This is a genomic window from Kitasatospora sp. NPDC029367, from assembly GCF_055569135.1.
This window is the reverse complement of record NZ_JBVHYH010000013.1, coordinates 13,244-38,019: the sequence shown is the minus strand read 5'-3', so window position 1 is coordinate 38,019 and position 24,776 is coordinate 13,244. Positions and strand designations below refer to the sequence as shown.

General features: G+C 73.6%; 17 protein-coding genes. 7 read left to right on the top strand and 10 right to left on the bottom strand.

The window, feature by feature from the left end; all coding sequences use genetic code 11:
* The first annotated feature begins 1 nt into the window (after nt 1).
* Nucleotides 2–1,276, top strand: coding sequence for a cytochrome P450 (locus ACZ4W5_RS09965; RefSeq protein WP_465653845.1), 1,275 nt, complete (start codon nt 2–4; stop codon nt 1,274–1,276).
* Nucleotides 1,277–1,324: 48 nt separating this feature from the next.
* Nucleotides 1,325–2,020, top strand: a complete 696-nt coding sequence (locus ACZ4W5_RS09960) for a formyltransferase family protein (protein WP_465653800.1) — start codon at nt 1,325–1,327, stop codon at nt 2,018–2,020.
* Between the two features lie 84 nt (nt 2,021–2,104).
* On the opposite strand, the gene ddaH is transcribed toward ACZ4W5_RS09960, so the two are convergent.
* Complete coding sequence (ddaH, locus tag ACZ4W5_RS09955; RefSeq protein ID WP_402477525.1) at nt 2,105–2,953, bottom strand: dimethylargininase; 849 nt, start codon at nt 2,951–2,953, stop codon at nt 2,105–2,107.
* Nucleotides 2,954–3,028: 75 nt separating this feature from the next.
* Between ddaH and ACZ4W5_RS09950 the strand changes: the two genes are divergently transcribed.
* Complete coding sequence (locus tag ACZ4W5_RS09950; RefSeq protein WP_350503176.1) at nt 3,029–3,529, top strand: FBP domain-containing protein; 501 nt, start codon at nt 3,029–3,031, stop codon at nt 3,527–3,529.
* Nucleotides 3,530–3,601: 72 nt separating this feature from the next.
* Here ACZ4W5_RS09950 and ACZ4W5_RS09945 read toward each other — a convergent pair whose 3' ends face one another.
* From ACZ4W5_RS09945 to ACZ4W5_RS09935, 3 genes are read right to left on the bottom strand one after another with little or no spacing between them, the layout of a single operon-like run.
* Complete coding sequence (locus tag ACZ4W5_RS09945; protein ID WP_465653844.1) at nt 3,602–4,642, bottom strand: GntG family PLP-dependent aldolase; 1,041 nt, start codon at nt 4,640–4,642, stop codon at nt 3,602–3,604.
* Nucleotides 4,643–4,691: 49 nt separating this feature from the next.
* Complete coding sequence (locus ACZ4W5_RS09940; protein WP_465653799.1) at nt 4,692–5,975, bottom strand: cytochrome P450; 1,284 nt, start codon at nt 5,973–5,975, stop codon at nt 4,692–4,694.
* Entirely contained in the window at nt 5,972–7,903 is a 1,932-nt protein-coding gene (locus tag ACZ4W5_RS09935; RefSeq protein ID WP_465653798.1) for a non-ribosomal peptide synthetase, read from the bottom strand. The genes ACZ4W5_RS09940 and ACZ4W5_RS09935 overlap by 4 nt, the downstream gene beginning before the upstream one ends.
* Before the next feature lie 416 nt (nt 7,904–8,319).
* Here ACZ4W5_RS09935 and ACZ4W5_RS09930 point away from each other — a divergent pair, with 416 nt between their 5' ends.
* On the top strand, nt 8,320–9,597 hold the full coding sequence (locus ACZ4W5_RS09930) for a lysine N(6)-hydroxylase/L-ornithine N(5)-oxygenase family protein (RefSeq protein WP_360236432.1): 1,278 nt from the start codon (nt 8,320–8,322) through the stop codon (nt 9,595–9,597).
* A gap of 91 nt (nt 9,598–9,688) precedes the next feature.
* Nucleotides 9,689–10,342, top strand: a complete 654-nt coding sequence (locus ACZ4W5_RS09925; protein WP_465653797.1) for an FMN-binding negative transcriptional regulator — start codon at nt 9,689–9,691, stop codon at nt 10,340–10,342.
* An 80-nt stretch (nt 10,343–10,422) separates the two neighbouring features.
* Here the strand turns inward: ACZ4W5_RS09925 and ACZ4W5_RS09920 are convergent, their stop codons facing one another.
* The 3 genes from ACZ4W5_RS09920 to ACZ4W5_RS09910 are packed head-to-tail and all read right to left on the bottom strand — an operon-like array spanning nt 10,423 to nt 14,512.
* Nucleotides 10,423–10,635, bottom strand: a complete 213-nt coding sequence (locus ACZ4W5_RS09920) for an MbtH family protein (protein ID WP_402477539.1) — start codon at nt 10,633–10,635, stop codon at nt 10,423–10,425.
* A gap of 29 nt (nt 10,636–10,664) precedes the next feature.
* A complete protein-coding gene (locus ACZ4W5_RS09915) occupies nt 10,665–12,053 on the bottom strand; it encodes a serine hydroxymethyltransferase (RefSeq protein ID WP_360235599.1) in 1,389 nt (462 codons plus the stop codon).
* 14 nt (nt 12,054–12,067) lie between these two features.
* Nucleotides 12,068–14,512 carry a non-ribosomal peptide synthetase gene (locus ACZ4W5_RS09910; protein ID WP_465653796.1) on the bottom strand — a complete coding sequence of 815 codons (2,445 nt, stop codon included), beginning with the start codon at nt 14,510–14,512 and terminating at the stop codon, nt 12,068–12,070.
* Nucleotides 14,513–14,821: 309 nt separating this feature from the next.
* Between ACZ4W5_RS09910 and ACZ4W5_RS09905 the strand changes: the two genes are divergently transcribed.
* Both ACZ4W5_RS09905 and ACZ4W5_RS09900 read left to right on the top strand, forming a co-directional pair.
* Complete coding sequence (locus tag ACZ4W5_RS09905; protein ID WP_465653795.1) at nt 14,822–16,195, top strand: condensation domain-containing protein; 1,374 nt, start codon at nt 14,822–14,824, stop codon at nt 16,193–16,195.
* Entirely contained in the window at nt 16,192–18,558 is a 2,367-nt protein-coding gene (locus ACZ4W5_RS09900; RefSeq protein WP_465653794.1) for an amino acid adenylation domain-containing protein, read from the top strand. The genes ACZ4W5_RS09905 and ACZ4W5_RS09900 overlap by 4 nt, the downstream gene beginning before the upstream one ends.
* Before the next feature lie 62 nt (nt 18,559–18,620).
* Here ACZ4W5_RS09900 and ACZ4W5_RS09895 read toward each other — a convergent pair whose 3' ends face one another.
* The 3 genes from ACZ4W5_RS09895 to ACZ4W5_RS09885 are packed head-to-tail and all read right to left on the bottom strand — an operon-like array spanning nt 18,621 to nt 24,714.
* On the bottom strand, nt 18,621–20,159 hold the full coding sequence (locus ACZ4W5_RS09895; protein WP_465653793.1) for an AMP-binding protein: 1,539 nt from the start codon (nt 20,157–20,159) through the stop codon (nt 18,621–18,623).
* Nucleotides 20,160–20,188: 29 nt separating this feature from the next.
* Entirely contained in the window at nt 20,189–21,439 is a 1,251-nt protein-coding gene (locus tag ACZ4W5_RS09890) for an NAD(P)/FAD-dependent oxidoreductase (RefSeq protein ID WP_465653792.1), read from the bottom strand.
* Entirely contained in the window at nt 21,436–24,714 is a 3,279-nt protein-coding gene (locus tag ACZ4W5_RS09885) for a non-ribosomal peptide synthetase (protein WP_465653791.1), read from the bottom strand. The genes ACZ4W5_RS09890 and ACZ4W5_RS09885 overlap by 4 nt, the downstream gene beginning before the upstream one ends.
* Between the last annotated feature and the right edge of the window lie 62 nt (nt 24,715–24,776).

Here is a 24,776-nt window from a genome sequence, read left to right as displayed (position 1 = left end):
CGTGCGCACGCCGGCCCCGGCCCCGAGCCCGGCACCGACACCGGCCCCCGCACCGGCCGCCGTGGACCTGGGCAACCCGGCCACCTTCGCCGACCCCGACCTCGACCTCGACGGGTACTGGCGCACCCTGCGGGACGAGGCGCCGTTGCGCTGGAACCCCCCGGTCGACGGCCGCCGCGGGTTCTGGGTGCTCTCCCGGCACGAGGACATCCTGGCCACCTACCGGGACGACACCCACTTCACCTCCGAGCGCGGCAACGTCCTGGTCACCCTGCTGGAGGGCGGCGACGCCGGGGCCGGCCGGATGCTGGCCGTCACCGACGGGCACCGCCACCACGAGCTGCGCAAGATCCTCCAACGGGTGCTCTCCCCACGGGTGCTGGACGAGGTGGCCACCACCGTACGGGCCAACACAAGGCGGTGGATCCGCGAGGCGGTCGAGTCCGGCGGCTGCGACTTCGCCGAGCGGATCGCCGCCCGGATCCCGATGACCACCATCTGCAACCTGCTCGGCGTGCCCGAGCAGGACCACGAATACCTGCTCGGCCTGACCCGGGCGGCGCTCTCGGCGGACGACGAGGACGTCGACGAGGTCGACTCCGAGATGGCCCGCAACGAGATCCTGATGTACTTCATGGACGTCGTCGAGGAGCGCCGCGAGGCACCCGGCGAGGACGTGATCAGCATGCTGATCGCCAGCTCCGTCGACGGCGTGCCGCTGACCGACGAGGACGTGGTGCTCAACTGCTACAGCCTGATCATCGGCGGCGACGAGACCAGCCGGCTGACGATGATCGACTGCGTCCGCACCCTGGCGGCCCGGCCCGACCAGTGGCAGCGGCTCAAGCGGGGCGAGGTCGAGCTCGGCACGGCCGTGGACGAGGTGCTGCGCTGGGCCTCGCCCACCATGCACTTCGGGCGCAGCGTCGTCCGGGAGACCGAGATGCACGGCGTACGGCTGCGGCCCGGCGAGATCGTCACGCTCTGGCACGCCTCCGGCAACCGGGACGAGCGGGTCTTCGACCGGCCCGAGCTCTTCGACCTCGGCCGCACCCCCAACAAGCACCTGGCCTTCGGGTACGGCCCGCACTTCTGCGTGGGCTCCTACCTGGCCAAGGTGGAGATCGCCGAACTGCTCAGTGCGCTAAGGGACTTCACCACCGGGTTCGAGCAGACCGCCGAGCCGCGGCCGATCCGCTCCAACTTCCTGACCGGGTTCGCCACCCTGCCGGTGCGCTTCGACCCGGACCGCGCCGGGCTGGAAGGGGCCGACTGACGCGCCGACGCCGACACCGAGACCCGACCAGTGAGCGCAGGAGGACGGATGAACATCTACCTATCGGGACAAGGGGCGTTCGCGGTGCAGGTCGCGGAGGCCCTGCTGGACAGCGGACACAAGATCGTCGGCGCGGCCGCGCCCCGGCTGCGCAAGGGGAAGTCCGACGAGGCCGACGCGATGTGCTGGGACCGCCTGCGGTCCTGGGCGTTCCCCAGGGACATCCCCTGGACGGACTCCGCCGAACTGCGGGCGCGGCACGTCCCCGACGGGGTGGACGTCATCCTCGCCGCACACTCGCACGCCTTCCTCGGCCGGGAGACCCGCGCCCGGGCCGCCGTCGCCACCATCGGCTACCACCCCAGCCTGCTGCCGCTGCACCGCGGCCGGGACGCGATCCGGTGGACCATCCGGGACGGCGACAAGGTCACCGGCGGGAGCGTCTACCACCTGACCGAGCGCACCGACGCCGGTCCGATCGCCGCCCAGCAGCACCTGTTCGTGCCGCCGGGCTCGACCGCGCAGAGCCTGTGGCGCGACCACCTGGCACCGCTCGGGGTGCGGCTGCTGCTCAAGGTGGTCTCCGACCTGGCCGCCGACCGGCGGATCGAGGTCCCCCAGGACGAGTCGCTGGCGACCTGGGAGCCCGCGATGGGCGCGCCGCCGCTGTTCAAGCCCGAGCTGATCGCACTGCCCGGCACGGCCCGGGTCGACAGCAGCAAGTGGGCGCTGCACGAGCACTGAGCCCGCGCGCCGAAGAGCCGTCGGCCCCGCACCCCTCCCCGGAGTTCCGGCGAGGGGTGCGGGGCCGCGGCCGGCTGCGTGGCGTCAGGGCCGCAGTTCGAGGGTGCAGCACTTGACCGCGCCGCCGGCCTTGAGGAGTTCGGTGGTGTCCACGCCGATCGGGTTGAAGCCCCGCTCCCGCAACTGCTCGATCAGGCCCGTCGCGGCCTGCGGCAGCACCACGTTGCGCCCGTCCGAGAAGGCGTTGAGGCCGAACACCGCGGCGTCCTGGGCGCAGGCGCGGAGCGCGTCCGGGAAGAGCTCCTCCAGCACGGAGCGGCTGCCCGGGGTGAAGGCCTCCGGGAAGTACATCACCTCGGTGTCGGAGAGCACCCCGAGCGCGGTGTCCAGGTGGTAGTGCTCGGGGTTGACCAGGGTCAGCGAGGTGACCGGCAGGCCGAAGAACTCCTGCGCCTCGTAGTGCGAGCGCTGGTCGGTGCGGAAGCCGGTACCGGCCAGGATGCGGCGCCCGACCGGGAGGTAGTCGCCCTCGCCCTCGTTGATGAACTCGGGCCAGAGCACGTCCCGGAAGCCCTGCCGGACGAACCAGGCGAGGTAGGCCGGCCCCTCGGCGGTGCGCTCGAGGTGCCGGAACCGGGCCCCGAGGACCTTGCCGTCCACCACCGTCGCACCGTTGGCGGCGAACACCATGTCGGGCAGGCCGGGCACCGGGTCGATCACCTCGACGGTGTGGCCGAGCGAGAGGTACACCTCGCGCAGCCGCTCCCACTGCAGCAGCGCCAGCTCGCGGTCGACCGGCTTCTCCGGATGCATCCACGGGTTGATGGAATACGTCACGTCGAAATGCTGCGGCCGGCACATCAGAAGCCGGCGCGGAGCGGCCGTTCGGGCCGTCGGCCGTATCGGTTCGGGCTGAGTACCGCCGATGGACACAGGGGTCTCCTCTGCGTTGGTGGATTTCGGGGAGGACGGGGGTCACCCGCCCGGCAGTCAACTAGGCTCTGATGAATGCGTCCACTTGCCGAGAACGAAATTCGTGAATCCTTCGTCAACTGTTCGAAGGGAGAGGCGCGCAGGCTCAGCATTCCCCGCAACCTGGCCGAACTCCCCTGGGACGACCTGGACTTCCTCGGCTGGCGGGATCCGGGCGCACCCGACCGCGGCTATCTGGTCGCCCTCCGGGGCGAGGGGCTGGTGGGGGTCACGCTCCGCGCGCCGAACGTCCGGCGCAGCCTGACCAAGACCAATGTGTGCTCGCTCTGCATCACCATCCACGGCGGGAGCGGGGTGGCCCTGCTCTCCGCCCGGCGGGCCGGCGCCGCCGGACGCGAGGGGAACACCGTCGGCACCTACATCTGCGCGGACCTGGGCTGTTCGCTGTACGTGCGGGGCAAGCGCCGCTCGGCCTCGGTGAGCCGGCCCGAGGAGTCGCTGACGCTGGAGGAGCAGGTCGCGCGCACGGTCGCCAACCTGGACGCGTTCGTGGCCCAGGTGCTGCGGACGGCCTGACCGGCGGCGGCGCGCCGGCCCCGCGGGTGCGCGGGGCCGGGCGGGCCGGGCTCTCAGCCCCCGGTCGGGCCCTCAGTCCGCGGTCGGGCCCTCCTTGAGGACCCGGGCCACGATGGCGACGGCGGCCGTGACGTCCTCGGCGCTCACCCCGTTGTGGACGACCGCGCGGATCCGGCCGTGGCCGAACTCGGTGACCGCCAGGCCGTGCCGGGCCACCGAGGTGACGAAGCTGCGCCAGTCGAAGCGCTCGTCGGTGACCTTGAAGATCACGATGTTGGTCTCGACGGTGTCGACGTCCAGCTCCACGCCGGGCAGCAGCGCCAGGCCCTCGGCCAGCCGCCGGGCGTTGGCGTGGTCCTCGGCCAGCCGGCCCCGGGTGTCCAGCGCCACCAGCGCGGCGGCCGCCAGCAGCCCGACCTGGCGCATCCCGCCGCCGAGCATCTTGCGCAGCCGGCGGACCTTGGCCACGAACTCCGCGCTCCCGGCCACCATCGAACCGACCGGCGCGCCCAGGCCCTTGGAGAGGCAGAACTGCACCGAGTCGACGTGCGCGGTGATGTCCGCGACCTCCACCCCGGCGGCGATCGCCGCGTTGACCACCCGGGCGCCGTCCAGGTGCACGGCGACGCCGCGCTCGTCCGCGAAGCGGCGCACCTCGGCCAGGTAGTCGAGCGGCAGCACCACGCCGCCGCAGCGGTTGTGGGTGTTCTCCAGGCAGATCAGCGAGGGCAGCGCGAACTGCGGGTCGTCCGGGTCCTTCGGGAAGGCGGCGGCCAGGTCGGCCAGCGCGATGGTGCCGTCGGCCTGGTTGGGCACCGGCTCGTAGACGACCCCGCCGCAGACCGCGGCGCCGCCCGCCTCGTACAGCCAGATGTCGCTCTCGGCGCCGACCACGGCCTTGGTGCCGCGCGGGGCGTGGGCCATGATCGAGGCGAGGTTGGCCATGGTGCCGCTCGGGAAGAAGCAGGCGGCCTCCTTGCCGGTCAGTTCGGCGGTACGGCGTTCGAGCTCGTTGACCGTCGGGTCCTCGCCGTAGACGTCGTCGCCGAGCTCCGCCTCGGTCATCGCGGTGAGCATCTCGGGCGTCGGCAGTGTGAAGGTGTCACTGCGCATCTCGATCACGGCGGGAAGGTCCTCTCGTTCCGGCACGGTGCGGGGTGGATCAGCTCGCCGGGACGGGCTCGGCGAGCTGCCGGGCGGCGCCGGGGCGCAGCCTGGCGGTCACCGGGAGGTGCTTGATCCCGGCGATGAAGTTGGAGGCCAGGTGCTCGACCGGGCCGGCCGGTTCGAAGCGCTCGACCAGTTCGGTGACCTCGGTGAAGAACTCGCCGAGGGCGATCCGGGCCAGCGGGGCGCCGACGCAGTAGTGCGGGCCGAAGCCGAAGGCGAGGTGCCGGTTGGGGGTGCGGGCCAGGTCGAAGCGGTACGGGTCGTCGAAGACCGTCTCGTCGCGGTTGGCCGAGCCCAGCCAGGCGACCACGGCCTCGCCCTCCCGCACCGGTACGCCGCCGAGCACGGTGTCCTCGGTGGCGTAGCGCATGGCGTGGGTGGCCGGGGAGGCCCAGCGCAGGCCCTCCTCGACGGCGGAGGCGACGCCGGCCCCGCCGTCGAGCAGCCGCCGGTACTGGTCCGGGTGCTCCAGCAGGGCGTTGACGGTGGTCGCGATGACGTGCGGCGCGGTGACGTTGGCGCCGAGCAGCACGTTGTAGCAGTTGTAGATGACCTCGTCGAGCCGGATCGTGCGGTCGCCGACGGTGAGCTGCTGGAGCAGTCCGACCAGGTCCGCGCGCGGGGTGCGGTCGGCGGCCACCTCGGCGAAGTAGTCGAAGAGTTCGTGGTGGGCGGAGACCAGCTGGTGGCCGCCGGAGTCGTCCCGGGAGGACGGGTCGGCGGGGGCGATCGCGACGGTGGTGAGCCTGGTCAGTTCGGGCCAGTCCGCCTCGGGCAGGCCCATCAGGGCGCCGGTGAACATCATCGGGAAGGCGGTCATCGCGGCCGCCAGGTCCCAGGGTTCGCCGCTCGCCAGCGGTGCCAGCAGCAGCCGGGCCATCCGGCGGATGGCCGGGCGGCGGGCGGCGAGTTCGCGGGCGGAGAGCGCCTGGGCGACGGGGCGGCGCAGGTAGCCGTGGATCGGCGGGTCGCTGGCGACCATCATCCGGTCGGCGGCCGGGTCCTGCTCGCCGAGGACGGAGAGCATGTTGCCGCGCCGCGAGGTGTAGAGCGCGTGGTCGCGCAGCACGGTGCTGGTCTCGGCGTGGGTGGTGACGGAGACGTAGCTGCGGCCGCTCGGGACGGTGAGCCGGGTGACCGGGGCCTTGTGGCGGTAGTGGCGCCAGACCGCGTGCGGGTCGCCGGTGGCGTAGAAGTGCGGGTCGCTCAGGTCGACGAGTTCCGGGTCCGGCGCCCCGTCCTGCCGCCCGTCGTCGCCGGGGCCGGTGATCCTCACCGGGTGGCCCCGGTCGGGCCCTGCGCGGCGGCGGACGGCGACTGCGCGGCGGCGGCGGTCGGGCCGGCGGGCTGTTCAGCGGCCGGAACGAGCCGGGCATCGGAGGCGAGTTCCGGCCGCTGGGTCCTGATGTGCTCCGCCAGTCCGGCCACGGTGGGGTTGAGGTAGAAGGCCCGGGCCCGGATCACCGCCTCGAACTCGGCGGTGATCTCCCGGGTGATCCGGCTGGCGGTCAGCGAGTGCCCGCCGAGGTCGAAGAAGTCGTCGTCGACGCCGACCGGTTCGACGTCGAGGACCTCCTGCCAGAGCACGGTGAGGCGGTGCTCGACCGGGTCGGCGGGCGCCCGGTAGGGCACCTCGCCGTCCGGGCGGGTCCGGCCGCGCCGGGCGGCCAGGGCGTCCCGGTCGACCTTGCCGTTGGGCTTGAGCGGCAGCCGGTCCACCCAGACCAGGGCGGTGGGGATCATGCCGGCCGGGAGCTCCTCGGCCAGGGCGCGGCGCAGTTCCACCGAGGAGACGGCGTAGGGACCGCTGTAGAAGCCGACCAGCCGGCGGTCGCCGGGGCCGTGGTCCTGGAGGACGACGGCGGCGTCCTGGACGTCGGGGTGGCGGCGCAGCCGGGCCTCGATGTCGTCGGACTCGATCCGGACGCCGTTGACCTTGAGCTGGCCGTCGGCCCGCCCGGCGAACTCGTAGGCGCCGTCGGGGCCGCGCCGGGCGAGGTCGCCGGTGTCGTACATCCGGGCGCCGGGGACGGTCGCGTACGGGTCGGGGAGGAAGCGGTCGGCGGTGAGGCCGGGCAGTCCGAGGTAGCCGTGGGCGAGGCCGGTGCCGTTGACGAAGAGCCGGCCGACGGTGCCGTCGGGCACCGGGTCCAGCCGCTCGTCGAGGACGACCATGCCGGTGCCGTCGATCGGTCCGCCGATCGGGACGCCGCGGTCGCCGAGCGGTTCGCGGACGGGGTGGGTGCTGGTGAAGGTGGTGTTCTCGGTGGGGCCGTAGGCGGCCGAGACGAGGGTGTCGGGCAGGGCGGCGACGGCCCGGTCGACGTGTTCGGCGGAGAGCACCTCGCCGCCGGTGAACAGCCGGCGCAGGGCGGGCAGGTCGGTCAGGCCCGCCTCGACCGCCTGGTGGAACAGGGCGGTGGTGAGGAACAGCACGGTGGTGCCGGTGTCCCGGGCGGCCTTGACCACCTCCGCCGGTCCGAGCCGGCCGGCCGGGGCGAGCGCCAGGCAGCCGCCGTTCAGCAGCGGGCCCCAGATCTCCAGAGTGGAGGCATCGAAGGCGACCGGGGCGAGCTGGAGGAAGACGTCGTCGGGCCGGGCGTCGAGGTAGCCGGCGTCCAGCACCAGGCGCAGCACGGCGCGGTGTGGCACGCAGACGCCCTTGGGGCGGCCGGTGGAGCCGGAGGTGTAGGCGACGTAGGCGAGGTCCTCGGGGGTCAGGTCCGCGGGGGTCAGGTCCTCGGCAGCCTGGCCGCCCGGTGCGGCGGGGGCCTCCCCGGCGGCGGGGCCGTCGGCCACGTCGAGGTGCTCGAACGCGCCGTCGAGCTTCGCCCGTCGGAGCTCGTCGGTGACCACCAGCGACACCTCGGCGTCGCCCAGGATGGTGTGCAGCCGGGCGGGTGGGTCCCCCGGGTCGACGGCGACGTAGGCGGCGCCCGCCTTGAGGATGCCGAGCAGGGCGATGACCAGCCCGGGCGAGCGCTCCAGCAGGACGCCGACCCGGTCGCCGCGGCGCACGCCCCGGCCGCGCAGCCGGGCGGCGAGGGCGCCGGCGGCGGCGTCGAGGGCGCCGTAGTCGAGGTCGCCGGTCTCGCCGCGGACCGCGGTGGCGGTCGGCGCGGCGGCCGCGACGGCGGCGAAGCGGCTCGCAAGGGTCCACCCCTGCCGGGGAACTGACTCGGTCGTGCTCGGTGATTCCAACATGGTGCGGTCGCGGATCCCTTCGCGCGAAACCCTTGCCCTGTCAGTTCTTGACGAGAAGTCAGTGAATGGAGTTCGGATAGCGAGTGACGAACTCTTTTGTCGAGTCGTGGACTTGGGGTACGGCTATGCCCCCACCTCGAACGCTTCGGATGCTATTCAGCGTGACGATGCGCCGTCAAGAGCGGACCGGATCTCTCCGTCCCCGCAACGCCAACTCACCACGGGTGATCGGGATTTTCCCCTTTTGCTTGCACAGCACACGGGCCAGCTCCTACTGTCATGGAGTGATCAGGAGTCGCGGCAGCGTGCTGCCCTGAGCACCGTCATCGGTCGACCGGACTCGACGTCGACCCAGACAGGCCATCCCCAAAAGGGAGAGAGCAGGGAAGTCCGTGGGTGAGCGGCAACGTTCCGGCGTGGTCGCCGGAACCGACATCGTCGACGTGGCCGGAATCGGCTTCGGCCCCTCGAATCTGGCCCTCGCGGCCGCCATTTCGGAGATCGCCGACGGGGCCCCGGTCAGCGCGCGCTTCTTCGAGGCGCAGCCGCGCTTCGGCTGGCACCGGGGCATGCTGATCGAGGGCGCCACCATGCAGGTCTCGTACCTCAAGGACCTCGTGACCATGCGCAATCCGACCAGTCCGTACTCGTTCCTGTGCTACCTGCAGGCCAAGGACCGGCTGGCGGACTTCATCAACACCAAGTCCTTCTACCCGCTGCGGGTGGAGTTCCACGACTACCTGGAGTGGGTCGCGGAGAGCTTCGCGGACCTCGTCTCCTACGGTTCGCGGGTGGTGGCGGTCCAGCCGGTCGCCGGCGAGCAGGGCGTCGAGTTCCTGGACGTGGTCTTCGTCGCGGCCGACGGCACCCGGCAGGTGCAGCGCGCCCGCAACCTGGTGATCGCCGCCGGGATCGAGCCCAAGCTGCCCGCCGACCTGCCGCACTCCCCGCGGATCTGGCACACCTCCCGGTTCCTGCCGGAGGTGGAGCGGATCGCACCGCAGGACCCGCGCTGCTTCGTGGTGCTGGGCTCGGGCCAGAGCGCGGCGGAGGCGATCGAGCACCTGCACGCGCGCTTCCCGCGGGCGCAGGTGCACTCGGTGCACTCCCGGTACGGGTTCAGCGTCGCCGACGACAGCCCGTTCGCCAACCAGGTGTTCAACCCCGAGGCGGTGGACCGTTTCCACACCGCCCCGGACGACGTCCGGCAGCGCCTCATCGATTATCACGCCGGCACCAACTACTCGGTGGTGGACGCCGATCTGCTGCGGTCGCTGTTCCAGCAGGCGTACCTGGAAAAGGTGGCCGGAAATCCCCGGCTGAATTTCCACAACGTCTCCCGGGTACGCGAAGTGACGGAAACTCCGGACGGCCTGCGGATCGACGTGGAATCGCTGTCCTCCGGCACCAGCACCATCATCGAGGCCGAGGCGCTGGTGTGCGCCACCGGCTACACCCGCACCGACCCGGCGGTCTTCCTGGACGGCCTGCTGCCGCACTGCGGGCTGGACGACCAGGGCCGACTGCGGCTCGACCGGGAGCACCGGGTGGTGACCGACGAGAGCGTGCGGTGCGGGATCTACGTCCAGGGCTTCGGCGAGCACAGCCACGGGCTCTCCGAGACCCTGCTGTCCCTGTCCGCCGTCCGCGCCGGGGAGATCGGCGACATGCTCGTCAAGGCACTGTCCGGCTGACCCGCGGACGAACGGCTGACCCGCGCACCGAACGGCTGGGCCGGCCGGGACGGACCGGGCAGCGCCGCAACACTGAGACCGAGGAGTACGAGTGTTCACGCCGAAGCTCTACCAGGTGGACGGGGACGACTGGCCGCTGCGGGTCATCGAGCGGCACCCGCTCGCCGTGCTGACCGGCAACGGGAACCCGACGCCCAACGCCACCCACGTGCCGGTGATCGTGCCGCCCGACACCGCCCCGGGCGCCCCGCTGCAGGGCATGCGCCTGTGGACCCACATGACCCGGGTGAACCCGCACTGGCTGCAGCTCGTCGCCGACGGCGGCGGCCCGGCGAAGCTCGTCTTCCACGGGCCCAACGGCTACGTCACCCCGACCCTCTACTCGGCCCCGATGGTCGCGCCGACCTGGAACTACGTGGCCGTCCACCTGGAGGGCACGGTCGAACTGGCCCAGGACGACGAGACCCTGACGATCGTCCACACCACCGCCCAGACGCTGGAGGACCGGTTCGGGGACGGCATGCCGCTCGCCCCCTCGCTGGAGTACCACCGGCAGATCGTCGGCGCGGTCGGCGGCATCCACTTCACCGTGACCAAGGTCGAGGTGATGTTCAAGCTGAGCCAGGAGAAGGACCCGGAGGTCCAGCAGCGGGTGCTCGACCGCTTCGCCGGCAGCGACTCCGGGCTGCACCGCGAGGTGGCCGACACCATGCGGGCGCTGCGGCTGGGCGCCGACGAGCGCTGACCCGCCAGGGCGCGGGAACGCCGGAGGCCCGGGGTGGTTGAACCACCGCCCCGGGCCTCCGGCGTTCCCGGCCGGGCCGGTCAGCCCTGGCTGCCCTCCATGGCCCGCCGCAGGCTGAGCGGGCGCATGTCGGTCCACACCTGGGCGACGTGCTCCAGGCACTCCTGGCGGGTCCCCTCGAAGCCCTCCGCCCGCCAGCCGGCCGGGACGTCCCGGTCGGCCGGCCAGACGGAGTACTGCTCCTCGTCGTTGAGGACCACCAGGTGCCGGCGGTCGTCGTCGGGCTCGCTCACTGTGTCTTCCTTCCGGAGGGGCGGGGACCCTAGCCGACGGCGTAGCCGGGCAGGGGGAACTTGGCGGCCAGTTCGGCGACCTGGGAGGCCACCGAGTAGCGGACGTCGTCGGGCAGTTCGTAGCTGCGCGGCCCGAGCGGCGTGACGGCGGACAGCACGGTGTCGATCAGCTCGGCGCAGCGCGCCGCCTCGGCCCCGGACATCCCGCGGTGCGCGGCGCTGTTGGAGCCCAGCCGCACCCCGCCGCCGACCAGCGGCGGGGTGGTGTCGCCGGGCACCCGGTTCTTGTTGACCACCATCCCGCACTCCTCCAGCGCCTCCTCGGCCACCAGACCGCTGAGGCCCCGGGGGCGCAGGTCGACCAGGACGGTGTGGTTGTCCGTCCCGCCGGAGACGATCGGGTAGCCGCGCCGGCCGAGTTCGGCCGCCATGCCGCGGGAGAAGGAGACGATCCGCTCGGTGGTGGCCGCGAAGGCCGGGGTGGCCACGATCGCCAGCGCGCGGGCCTTGGCCGCGATGCTGTTGAGCGCGGGGGCGCCCTGGTAGTACGGGAAGATCGCGCGCTGCAGGAAGGACGCGAGGTCGCCGTTGCCCTTGGGCGCCGGGGCGTCGTGGTCCCGGCCGACCAGGATCAGGCCGCCGCGCGGGCCGAACAGCTGCTTGTGGGTGCAGGCGGTGGTGATGTGGGCGTGGTCGACCGGGCTGGGGTGCAGGCCGGTCGCGACCAGTCCGGCGACGTGCGAGATGTCGGCCATCAGGTAGGCGCCGACCTCGTCGGCGATCGCCCGGAAGCGGGCGAAGTCGACGATCCGGCTGTAGGCGGTGGCCCCGCAGATGATCACCCGGGGCCGGTGCTCCCGGGCCAGCTCGGCCACCTGGCCGTAGTCGATCATCCCGGCCGCGTCCAGCCCGTACCCGACGGCGTCGAAGTACTGCCCGGCGTACGCGGCCGGGCTGCCGTGGGTGAGGTGGCCGCCCTCGGCCAGGTTCATCCCCAGCAGGGTGTCCCCGGGGTTCAGCAGGGCGGACAGCACCGCGTAGTTGGCGGTGGTCGCCGAGTGCGCCTGGACGTTGGCGTAGCGGGCGCCGAAGACGCTCTTGGCGCGCTCGATCGCCAGGCTCTCGATGTCGTCGATGACCCCGCAGCCGGCGTGGTAGCGGCGGCCCGGGTAGCCCTCCGCGGTCACGTTGACCGCGGTCGAGGCCTGCGCGGCCAGCACCGAGGGGTCGACCACGCTGGAGGAGGCCACCAGCGACAGGGTGGCGTTCTGCCGGGCCTGCTCACGGGCCAGCACCCGGTGGAGTTCCGGGTCGTCGGCGGCGAGCTTCTCGGCACCGGCGACCAGCAGGTCGCGCACGGTGTCCTCGGTGTCGTCCGCGTCCTCCGGGGCGCGGCCGGGGGCGGGTGAAACTGACATGGGACCGTCCTTCGTCAGAGCGGCCGGGCGAGTTCACGTGCCAACTCGGCCACGGTGGGAAAGTCGAACAGGGTCCAGACGTCGAGGTCCACTCCGAGGGCGGCCCGGATCCGGGTCGCCAGCTTGACGGCGGCCAGCGAGTGGCCGCCCAGCTCGAAGTAGTCCTCGTGCAGGCCGACTTCGGCGACGCCCAGCGACTGGGCGAACAGCGCGCGCAGGGTCGTCTCCAGGTCGGACCCGGTGTCCTCGGCGCCCGCCGCGTCCCCGGCGCCGTCGGCGGGGGCGGGGGCGGGAACAGGAGCGGGGGCGGCCTGGGCCGGGGCAGCGGCGGCGGCCTGGGCGCAGCCGGCCAGCGCACGGCGGTCGAGCTTGCCGTTGGTCGAGGTGGGCAGCGCCGCCAGCTCGGTGAACTGCTTGGGCACCATGTAGCCGGGCAGCAGCTCGGACAGCGCGGAACGGCACTTCTCCGGGTCGAAGGCGCCCGGCCCGGCGGGCACCACGAAGGCGGCCAGCCGCCGGGCCCCGTCCTCGCCGACCGGGAGCACCGCGGCCTGCCCGACCCCCGGCAGACCGCGCAGCACGGTCTCGATCTCGCCGAGTTCGATCCGGAAGCCGCTGATCTTGACCTGGTCGTCCAGCCGCCCGAGGTACTCGATCTGCCCGTCGGTGCGGTACCGGGCGAGGTCGCCGGTGCGGTACAGCCGCCCGCCCGGGGTGAAGGGGTCCGCGACGAACCGCTCCCGGGTCAGTTCCGGCTGCCGGTGGTAGCCGAGGGCGACCTGGACGCCGCCGATGCACAGCTCGCCCGCGACGCCGACCGGCACCGGTTCGAGCCGCTCGTCGACGACGTACAGGCCGGTGTTGGCGATCGGGCGCCCGATCGGCACGTCCCGCCCGGCGAAGTCCGGCGCGGCCTGCCAGTGCGAGACCTCGATGGAGGCCTCGGTGGGGCCGTAGAGGTTGTGCAGTTCGCAGTCCAGCTGCCGGAAGAAGGCCCGGACGGTGGTCGGGGCGAGCGCCTCGCCGCTGGCGAAGACCAGCCGCAGGCCGGCGCAGTGCCCGGCCAGGTCGTCCTCCTCCAGGAAGGCGTCCAGCATGGAGGGCACGAAGTGGATCACGGTGACGCCGCGGTCGCGGACGGTCCGCTTGAGGTAGCGGGTGTCCCGGTGCCCGCCCGGGCGGGCGACCACCAGGCAGGCGCCGGAGACCAGCGGCCAGAGGAACTCCCAGGCCGAGACGTCGAATCCGAACGGGGTCTTCTGCAGCACCCGGTCGGCCGGGCCGAGCGGGAAGCGCCGGCGCCGCCAGTGGACGGTGTTGAACACGCCCGCGTGGCGGTTCAGCACGCCCTTGGGGCGGCCGGTGGAGCCCGAGGTGTAGATCAGGTAGATGGGGGTGTCGCCGGTGATCTCCGGGCGGCCGGTCTCCGGCGCCTGCGCGCCCTCCCGTTCGGCCTGGTGGACCGTCAGGGCGGTGACGCCGGGCCGGGCGAGCGCCTCGACGTCCTCGGGGCGGCACAGCACGGTGGCGGCGCCGGAGTCCTCGACCATGTACCGCACCCGGTCGGCGGGGAGTTCGGGATCGAGCGGCACGTAGGCGAGCCCGGCCTTGAGCACCCCGAGGATCGCCACCACCAGCTCGACCGAGCGCTCCAGGTGGATCCCGACGAAGCCGGCGGTCGCACCCGCGTTCAGTCGGCGGCTCACCAGGGCGGCCCGCCGGTCGAGTTCGGCGTAGCTGAGCACGGTGCCCTCGAACTCCACGGCGGGCGCGGCCGGGGTGGCCCGCGCCTGCTCCTCGAAGGCCGCCACCACGGTCGAGTCCGGGTAGGGCGTCCGGGTGCCGTTCCAGTCCGCGAGGATCCGCTCGCGCTCCCGCGCCGAACCGAACCGGGCCCGGCGGACCGGTCCGCCGGGGTCGGCGACCAGCGCGGCCAGCAGCCGGGCCGTGTGCTCCAGCACCCGGTCGGCGGTGGCCCCGTCGAGCAGCGCCGGGTCGTACCCGGCCTCCAGCAGGGCGCCGGGACTGGCCCCGGCCGGGCGCAGCCGGACGGTCAGCGGGGCCTCGGCCCCGTCCGCCCGGCGCTCCACCGCGGGCTCCACCGTTGACTTCGCCTCGGCGAGTTGACGCACCACCTGCTGCCGGATCCCGCGCAGGTCGGCGTCCTCCTCGACGGAGATCCGCACCGGCCCCGGCCCGTCCAGCGTCAACTCGACGTCCTGCTGCCCGGCGTAGTGGTGCAGCAGCACCGCGAGCACGGCCGCGAGCACCGCGTCCGCGCCGCCGTCGGCTTCCTCCGCCAGGCCCAGGAATCGCTCCAGGACCGGCTCCGGAACCGGGTGCGTACGCGAACTGATGTGTTCGGTCGGGTGATTGGCGAGCCACCGGTCGCACGGCAACCGCACCAGGCCCACGGCCGCCGTTGTGACGAGGCCGCCGGCCACGTGTGTGCCGGTCATTCGCGACTCCCGGAAGTGAGCATGCACCGGACAGGTTCGAGATCAAGGGATACCGCACCGGCCGAGGTATGACAACCAACTGCCTTTCCCGCTGGACTTTTCCGGCCCACCCCCGGGGAGGATCTTCCGCAGAGTGCGTACGGCTGACAGACTGGGGCGGTGATCGCCCGCCCGCCGGCGCACTCCCTCCCGGCGGCGCACTCCTTCCGGCGCGGTCGAGGAATTCGGGCGGCTTTGCCCCGCCCCCCGCCCCCGCCCTCGCCAGATCCCGACCTCGCCCCGACGTTCCGACACTTCGATGGGAGCACGATGCCCGGTTCCGTCGGCGCGGCCGACCCGGCCGAGCGGTACGAACTGTCCTCCGGCCAGGAGGCGCTGTGGATGTTCGAGCAACTGGTGCCCGGCACCGCCGCCTACCACGTCCCACTGGCCTTCCGGCTGCGCGGCCCGCTGCGGCCCGAACTGCTGCGGGCCGCGCTGACCCTGGTGGTGTGCCGGCAGGAGGTGCTGCGCACCGCCTTTCGCGCGGACGACGGCGAGCCGTACCAGCTGGTGCTGCCGCCCGGCGAGGCCGAGTTGCCGCTCTGCGACACCGCCGACGGGGCCGAGCTGGCGGCCGAGCTGCACCGGGAGGCGCGCGAGCCCTTCGACCTGGCGGCGGGCCGGCCGTTCCGGCTCCGGCTGTTCCGGCTCGGGCCCGAGGAGCACGTGCTCAGCCTGGTGATGCATCACATCGCCACCGACGGCTGGTCGTTGCGGGTGCTCCTCCACGAACTGTCCGCCGGGTACACGGCGCTGCTGGCCGGGCAGGACCCGGAGGCGGTGCTGCCCGAACTGCCGGTGCCGTACCGGCGGTACGCCCAGTGGCAGCGGGAGTACTACCAGGGGCCGGAGCTGGAGGAGATGCTCGACCACTGGGAGAAGGAGCTGCGCGACCTACCGGCCGTCGACCTGGCCGCCGGGCGGCCGCGCCCCCGGCGGCCGACCTTCGCGGCCGACCGCCTGGTCGTCCGGCTCGACCCGGCCCTGCACCGCGCACTCACCGACCTGGCCCGGGCCGCCAGGGGGTCGCTGTTCTCGCTGCTCGGCGCGGCCTTCGCGCTCGCCCTGACCGAGCGCACCGGCCGCCCCGACACCGCGTTCGCCACCCTCCTCGCCGGCCGCGGCGAGCCGGAACTCGAACCGCTGATCGGCTACTTCGTCAACATGGTGGTGCTGCGCGCGGACCTCACGGACGACCCCGCCTTCTGCGAGCTGGCCGCCCGGCTGAACGTCTCCAGCGTGCGGTCCATCGACTACGAGGTGCCGTTCGGCAGCGTGGTGCGCCGCCTCGCCCCCGCCCGCCGCCCCGGGCGCAACCCGCTGGCCCAGGTCACCCTCCAGCTGCGCACCGGCGGCAGCGCCCCGGGCCGCCCCGAGCTGCCGGGCGTGGTCAGCGAGGACGTCGACCTGTACCCCGGGCAGCACGCCTTCGACGCCACGGTGACCTTCATCGAGGACGGCCCGGACTTCCTGCTCAGCATCGAGTACTCGACCGAGGCGTTCGACGCGCCGTGGGCCGCCGGCCTGGCCGACCAGCTGCAGGAGCTGCTCCGGACGGCCGTGGACCGCCCCGGCGCGCGCGTCTCCCGGCTGCTGGCCGCCGTCGCCCCTCACCAACCCCCTCAGGGAGCCTCCTCATGACCGAGCACGCCGATCCCGTCCTCCCGGTGCTGTGGCGGGCCGGCACCGCCGCCGTCGAGTCCGCGCCGCTGACCGGCCTGCGGGCCGGAGCTCCCGCGGACCTCGCCGCCGGGCTGTGCGCGCTGGTACTGCGCTACGGCGGCCTGCGGCCGGTCACCCTCTGGGGCCGCGCCGAGGGCGGGGACGCCTGGACGCAGTGGCGGGTCGACCCCGCCGAACTGGCCGGAACCGGCCCCTCCGCCCCCACGCTGGGGGCCTGCCGGGCCGCCTTCGCCCGGCGCGGGGCGGCGTTCGACCAGGGGCTGGAGCTGTCGGTGGAGCCGCAGTCCTCGCCGGCCGTGTTCGCCCTCTCCCCGGCCGCCGACGGCAGCTGGACGCTCCGCCTGCGCGCCACCGCCCGGCCGGACGACGAGCAGGCGCCCGCCCGGATCACCGCGCACCTGGCCGCCTACCTCGCCGCCCCCGACGAGCTGCGGATCGACCAGGTCGAGCACCTCACCGCCGCCGAGCACGAGCTGGTCGCGGAGGTGAACCGCCCGCAGCCGCCGCTCACCGAGCCGCTCTGCCTGCACCACCGGGTGGAGCGGCAGGTGGCCGCCGGCCCGGAGCGGACCGCCGTGGTCCAGGGCCAGCTGAGCCTCACGTACGGCGAGCTCGACGCCCGGGCCAACGCCCTGGCCGTCCGGATCGCCGGCCACGGCGTCGGGCCCGGCGGGCGGGTCGGGGTGGCGGCGACCCGCAGCGTGGAGCTGGTGGTGGCGGCGTACGCGGCGTTGAAGACCGGCGCCGCCTTCGTCCCGCTGGACCCGATGCTGCCCGCCCACCGCCGCGAGGTGCTGCACCGGCTGGGCCGGGTGGACGTGGTGGTCGCCGACGCGGCGGGCGCCGCCCACCCGGCCACCGGTGTGCCGGTGATCGCGCTCGGCCCGGTCGAGGAGCTGCCGACCGCCTCCCGGGAGGCGCTGCCGGAGGTCGACGTGACCGGCCGGGACCTCGCCTACGTGATCTTCACCTCCGGCTCCTCCGGCGAGCCGAAGGGCGCCCTGCTCGACCACGTCGGCCGGACCAGCATGATCCTCGACCTCAGCTCCCGCTACGGCCTCGGCCCCGGCGACCGGATCCTCGGCGTCTCCTCGCCGAGCTTCGACATGACGGTCTACGACATGTTCGCCGCCCTGATGACCGGCGCCACGCTCGTCCTGCCGGAGCGCGGGCGGGAGAACGACGTCGAGCACTGGGCCGAGCTGGTCGAGCACGCGGGCATCACCGTCTGGCACTCCGTCCCGTCCTCGCTGGCGCAGTTCCTGCGCACCTGGGGTGAGGAGGAGCGGACCGGCGCGCTGCGGGCCTTCCTGCTGGGCGGGGACTGGATCCCGCTGGCCCAGCCGGAGTCGACCCGCAAGGCGTTCCCCGAGGCCCGCTTCATCAGCCTCGGCGGCGCCACCGAGGTCTCGGTGGACAGCACCTACTACGACGTGGCCGCCGTCGACCCGCGCTGGCGCTCGATCCCGTACGGGCGGGCCATGACCAACCAGAGCGCCTATGTGCTGGACGCCTTCGGCACGCCCGCCGCGGTGGACCAGCTCGGCGAGCTGTTCCTCGGCGGGCTGGGCGTCGGCTGGGGCTACCAGGACCGGCCCGCCTTCACCGCCGAGCGCTTCCTGCCCGACCCGTTCTCCGCCGTCCCCGGCGCCCGGCTGTACCGCACCGGCGACCTGGCCCGGCTGCGGGCGGACGGCGAGCTGGAGCTGATCGGCCGGGTCGACCACCAGGTGAAGATCGGCGGGGTGCGGATCGAGCTCGGCGAGATCCAGTCCTGCCTGCGCGAGCACCCGGCGGTGGCGGACGCCATCGTGGTGCCGGTGCGCGACTCGGCGGGCATCGCCCAGTCGCTGGCCGCCTACGTGTCGGTGGCCGAGGCGGCCGAGGCCTCGACCGAGGACCTCCGGGCCCACCTGCGCCGGCGGCTGCCGGAGAGCATGGTCCCGGCCCGGGTGTTCGCGCTCGCCGAGCTGCCGGTCAACCAGAACGGCAAGATCGCCCGGCCGGAGCTGGAACGGCTCGCCGCCGAGGCCGCGGCCGCCCCCGCCGCACCGGAGCGCCCCACCGACCCGGCCGTCCGGGCCGCCGTCGGCGAGACCTGGCACGAGGTGCTGGGCCTGGCAGAAGTCCCGGGCTCCGCCGCCTCGTTCATCGACCTGGGCGGCAACTCGCTGGCCGCGATCCAGGTCGTCGGCCGGCTGAACCGCCGCTTCGGCACGGCGTTGAAGGTCGCCGACCTGATCACCGCCGACACCGTCGCCGAGGTCGCCGCCATCGTCACCGAGCGCCGCGGCACCAGCACCCGCCCCTCCCTGCGCTGACCCCGGGCCACGCACGGCGAGGGCCGGTACCCGCCACGGGTACCGGCCCTCCGTGCGTGCCGTCAGCGCGCGGCGAGGGTGCGGGCCACCGCGTCCCGGTCGACCTTGCCGCTGTGGGTGCGCGGCAGGGCGGCCACCGTGGTGAAGGAGCGCGGGATGTACGGGTCCGGCAGGGTGCGGCGCAGCTCGTCCGCCGCCCGGGCCGCGTCCAGCGGCTCGGCGCCGGCGTCCACCGTCACCACGCAGTGCAGCGAGCGCGAGCCCTGGCCGTCGTCCAGGGCGACGCAGACCGCGGCGGAGACGGTCGGCAGCTCCAGCAGCCGCACCTCGATCTCCAGCAGGTTGACCCGGTAGCCGCGGATCTTGACGTCCTTGTCCCGGCGGGCCAGGAAGGTCACCGCGCCGTCCTCCAGCCGGACCAGGTCGCCGGTGCGGAAGGCCGCGGTGTGCCCCTGCGGGGTCGGCTCGACGGTGACGAAGCGCTTGGCGTTCAGCTCCGGCTGGTTGAGGTAGCCGGGCGACAACGGCGCGCCGGCCACCAGCAGTTCGCCGACGTTGGGCTCGGCCGCGTCCAGCGGGTCGATCAGCAGCTCGCAGCCCGGCAGCGGCACGCCGATCGGCGGCAGCGCGGGCCAGGAGGAGCTGGGGCCGGTCAGGGTGTGCGCCGTGACCATCGCGGACTCGCTCTGCCCGTAGTGGTTGTTCAGCCGGCACCGCGGCAGCCGGGCGAACAGCTCCCGGATGTCCGGGGTGCAGACCAGCTGCTCGCCGGCCGCGTTGACCTCGGCGAGCGCCAGGTGCTCCAGCGACTCCTCCTCGGCCGCCGCCACGGCGAGCATCTGCAGGGCGACGTACGGCAGGAAGAGCCGCTCGATCCGGTTCTCCCCCAGCCACTCCAGCAGTTCGAAGGGGTCCTGCCGCAGCTCCTCCGGCACCACCACGAGCGTGCCGCCGCCGCAGAGGGTGCCGAGCACCTCCTGGAAGGAGACGTCGAAGTTGAGCGGGGCGAACTGGGCGGTGCGCAGGTCCCGGCGGACGGAGTGGCTGCGCTGCCAGTCGGCCATGGTGTCCAGGCAGCTGTGCGGCACGGACACGCCCTTGGGCAGGCCGGTGGAGCCGGAGGTGTAGATGATGTACGTCCACAGCTCGGGGCGGCAGTCCACCTTCGCGGCCGTGCCGGCGGTCGGCAGACCCGCGATCGGCAGGGCGGGCACCGGCACCTCGAACTCCGGCGGCGCGTCCGCGTACAGCAGCAGGCCGGCGCCGCTGTCCTTGAGCATGTGGGCCAGCCGCGCCGCCGGGTACTCGCTGTCCAGCGGGAGGTAGGTGGCGCCCGCCCACATGGTGCCGAGCAGCGCGGCCACCACGGCGGCGCTGCGCCGGCCGGTGACCGCGACCCGGTCCTCCGGGCCGATCCCGGCGGCGGCCAGGCCGTCGGCGATGCCCTTGACCCGGGCCAGCAGCTCGCCGTAGGTCAGGCTGAGCTCGCCGTCGACCACGGCGGTCTCGGTGGGCCTGGCGAGGGCCTGCTCCTCGAACGCGGCCAGCAGGCAGGGCGGGTGGGACTCGCCGCCCCAGAGCGAGAGTGGAGCGGGACTCATGCGGTTCCTCCAGGCGGGAAGGGGGCGGATCAGGACTGGACCTCGTGGTCGAGGCCGCCGAGGTCGTCATCGAAGTCATCGAAGAGGGCGTCGTCGTCGTCGAACAGCGCGTCGTCGTCGAAGAGTTCGTCGATGCCGAGCATGCCCGCGACGACGGCGAAGTAGCGGCCGGTCAGTTCGGGGGAGGCGGCGATGGTGCGCAGCATCTCCAGCCGGGACGGCGTCACGGTGAGCCTGGCCAGCTCCAGGGTGCTCTGGTACGGCTCGGTCAGCTCCTCGTCCCGGCGGCGGGTGAACCGGGCCAGCGCGGCGTCCAGCCGGGCCGGGTCGGCCGTCTCCACCGCCAGCTCCTCGGCCAGGAAGGCGGCCTGGAGCAGGGCGTTGGTGATGCCGCGGGCGCTGATGGTGTCCAGGTGGTGCCCGGCGTCGCCGACCAGCACCCAGCCGGGGCCGTGCCCACGGCGGAAGTAGTTCTGCTGGTCGCCGGTACCGATGATCGCCTCGACCTGGTCCGCCTCGCAGACCTGCTGGTACAGCTCGGGCGCGGTGGAGCGGACGGCCGCCAGGTGGTGGCGGAACGGGTCCTGCTTGACCTCGGCGAAGCGGTCCTGCGGGAAGTAGGTCGAGATCAGGGTGAGGTCGTCGTGGGTGGGGATCCGGACGATCCAGTTGCCGGGGCTCTCGTGGAAGCCGAAGCCGGTGCTGATGCCCGTCCAGGCGGTGTAGTACACGCAGCTGGCCCGCGGGTCGCTCACCTCCAGTGGCGCGTCCACGAGTTGGGCCACCCGGGAGCGCATCCCGTCGGCCCCGACCACCAGCCGGGCGTGCTCGGTGCGCACCCCGGTGGCGGTGCGGAAGCGGACACCGGTGACCCGGCCGTCGGAGTGCACCAGCTCCTGGAGGTTGGCCCGGTCGACGAACTCGACGCCCGCCTTGACGGCCGCGTCGACCAGCAGCTGGTCCAGCACCCGGCGGCGCGGGGCGAAGGCGGCCGGGGCGCCCGGCATCACCGGCGCCGGGGCGGCCAGCCGGACTCCGCCGACCTCGTAGCTGATGGTGTCCAGCACCGGGCAGCCGGAGTCCAGCAGCGCCGGGAGGACGCCCCACTCGGAGAGCTTGGCCACGCCCGGCTGGTGGATGAACAGGGTGGACATGGTGTCCGAGGGGAAGGCGGCCCGGTCGATCAGCAGCACCTTGCGGCCGGCCCGGGCCAGCAGCAGGGCGGTGGCGGCGCCCGCGACCCGGGCGCCCACCACCACGGCGTCCCAGCCGCCGCTCACCGCTCGGCCCCGGCGGGCTGCGCGTCGGCCACGGGCTGCGGATCGGCGGGCTGTGCGTCGGCGGCCAGCTTCTCCGCGACCAGTTCCTCCAGCGTCCGCGCCGTGGCCCGCACCGTCGGCTCCGAGTAGAGCGTGACCAACGGGAACTCCACCCCGAGCCGCTGGCGCACCCGCGCGGTGAACCGGGTGGCGATCAGCGAGTGCCCGCCGAGCATGAAGAAGCCGTCCTCGGCGCCGATCCGCTCGACGCCGAGCAGCTCCCGCCACACCCCGGCGACGAACTGCTCGGAGGGCGTACGCGGCGCCTCGCCGCCGGAGGCCTGCGCACCGGCCGGCGGCTCGGGCACCGTCAGCGCCCTGCGGTCCACCTTGCCGTTGGCGTTCAGCGGGAAGGCCCGCTCGACCACCAGCTGGGCGGGGATCATGTACTGCGGCAGCCACTCCTTGGCGTGCTCGCGGACCGCCTCCAGCGTCGGCGGGTCGGCCGGGTCGACGGCGGTGACGAAGGCCACCAGCCGCTGCGCCGGGCCCTGCGCCGCGACCACCACCACGGCCTCCTTCACCTGCGGGTGGCCGAGCAGCGCCGTCTCGATCTCGCCGAGTTCGACCCGCATGCCGCGGATCTTGACCTGGTGGTCGCTGCGCCCGACGAAGCGGAAGCCGCCGTCGGGGTGCAGCAGGCCCTGGTCGCCGGTGCGGTAGAGCCGCTCACCGGGGCGGAACGGGTCGGGCAGGAAGGCCCCGGCGGTGCGGGCCGGGTCGTTGAGGTAGCCGCGGGCCAGGCCGAGCCCGCCGATGTACAGGTCCCCGACCACGCCGACCGGCACCGGCCGCAGTTCGTCGTCCAGCACGTGCACGGTGTTGTTGTCGAACGGGCGGCCCAGGTTGACCGCTCCGGTGGCGCTCGCGTCGGCCGGCCCGCAGGTGTGGCAGGTCGAGTCGATGGACACCTCGGTGGCGCCCCAGGTGTTGTGCAGCGCGCCCGGCATCAGCCGGTGGAAGCGCTCGACGGTCGACGGGGTGAGCGCCTCCCCGCTGGAGGTGGTGTTGCGCAGCAGCGGCGGCACCCGCTCGGGCACCTGCTCCACCAGGTCGAGCACCGCGTTCAGCATGCTCGGGACGACCTGGAGGTACACCGACTCGTAGCGGGTGGCGGCCTCCAGCACCGCCACCGGGTCCCGGTGGCGGCCCGGTTCGAGCACGGCGACCCGGCCGCCGACCGAGAGCGGCCAGAAGATCTCCAGGGCGGCGTCGTCGAAGGTCAGCGTGGTCTTGTGGAGCACCGTCTCGCCCCGGGCCAGCCGGTGCTTGCGCTGCATCCAGACCATCCGGTTCACCCAGCCGCGGTGCCGGCTGGCCACGCCCTTGGGCATGCCGGTGGAGCCGGAGGTGTAGTAGACGGAGACCAGGTTCTCGGGGTGCGGACGGGGGCCCTCGGCCGGGGCCCCGGGCACCCCGGCCGGGTCGACGCCGGCGGGGGAAATGTCGGAGGGGGAAACGTCCGCATGGTCGAGTTCCGCCGGGTCCACGGTCACCACGCCGACCGAGGCCGCGTCGACCTCCTCGGCCAGGGCCCGCGCCGCCAGCAGCACCGGCGCGCCCGCGTCGGCCAGGATCTGCCGGATCCGGGCCGGCGGGCTGGCCGGGTCCAGCGGCAGGTAGGCGCCGCCGGCCTTGAGGATGCCGAGCAGCCCCACCACCATCTCCGCCGAGCGCTCCAGGCAGATGCCGACCGCGCGCTCGGGGCCGACCCCGCGCGCCCGCAGCTCCCGGGCGAGCGCCTCGGCCCGCCCGTCCAGCTCGCGGTAGCTGAGCCGGGCCGTTTCGGAGACCACCGCGACGTCGTCCGGGGTGCGCGCCGCCTGCGCCTCGAACAGCTCGTGCAGGCAGGCGTCGGCCGGGAACTCGGCGGTGGTTCCGTTCACCTCCCGGTCGAGCCGGATTTCCGCCGCGGAACGCAGTTCGATACCGGCCAGCGGTGCCTGCGGATCGGCCAACGCCCCCTCCAGCAGAGCGCGGTAATTCGCGCCGAGCCGGGCGACGGTCGCTTCGTCGAAGAGGTCGCTGTCATAGGCGATGACCCCGGCCACGGAACCGTCCGCGGCTCGTGCGAGGTCGAACTCCAGGTCGGTCTGGACGAATCCGGTCGGTACGTTCCAGCGGCTCGTCCGCAGACCCTCCAGCGGGAGGGGGGCCGGGGACTCCTGGTGGTATCCGAATACCGCCTGAACCAGCGGCGAGTGGCTGACCGCACCCTGACTGTCCGTCACCTTGACGATTTCGTCGAAAGGCACCGACTGGTTGCGGAATCCCCCGATGAAGGTGGAACGGCAGCGCTGGAGATAGTCCGAGAAGCTCTCGCCGCGCCGGCTCCGGCTGCGCAGCGGAAGGATGTTGACGAAGAATCCGACCGTCTCGTCGAGGGCGGAGTCGTCCCGGTTGGTGACGGGCGCGCCCACCACCACGTCGCGCTCCCCGGTGTAGGCGTGCATCAGCAGGGTGAAGGCCGCCAGCAGCACCACGTAGTCGGTGGTGCGGTGCCGGGCCGCGGTCTGCCGCACCCGCTCGGCCAGGCCGGCGTCCAGCGTGAAGTCCAGCAGTTCGCCGCGGAACCGCTGCCGGGCCGGCCGGGGCCGGTCCAGCGGGAGTCGCAGCAGGTCGGGGGCGCCGGCCAGGTGCTCGGCCCAGTAGGAGAGTTGGCGCTCCGCCAGACCGTCGGCGAGCCGCCGGGCCAGCGCCGCGCCGTACTCGGCGTAGTCGTGCCCGGCCGGTCCGGCCTGCTCGGCGGCCGGCGGGCGCCCGGCCAGCACCTCCGCGTAGCCGCGGCCGATCTCGGCGGCGATCACCGCGTTCGACCAGCCGTCGGTGACGATGTGGTGCAGGTTCAGGAGCAGCGTCCACTCCGCGTCCGCCGACCGGAACAGCCGGAAGTCGAAGACTCCGGGGCGCTCCAGGTCGAACGGCTCCGCGGCGGCCTCCCGCACCCGGGCCCGGAGGGAATCGGGATCCCCCCTCAGGTCGTGCACGGGAAGGCTGAACTCCAGTTGGTCGACGATGACTTGCACGGGCTGGTCGTCGACCACGGAAAAACCGGTCCGCAGCGCGGCGTGCCGGGATATCAGTGCACGGATTGACTGTTCCAGCGCGGGGACATCGAGTCCCCCCCTGATCTCGTGCGCCACCGGGCCGTTGTAGAGCGGGAGCCGCGGATGCAGGCTGTGCAGGAGCCACAGCCTGCGCTGTTGCGGCGAGATCGGAACGACACGCTCGGGCATGGGTTGATCCCCCGCTCTCATCACTGCAAGATGCCGCGAGACTACCCTACTCGATGCGATCA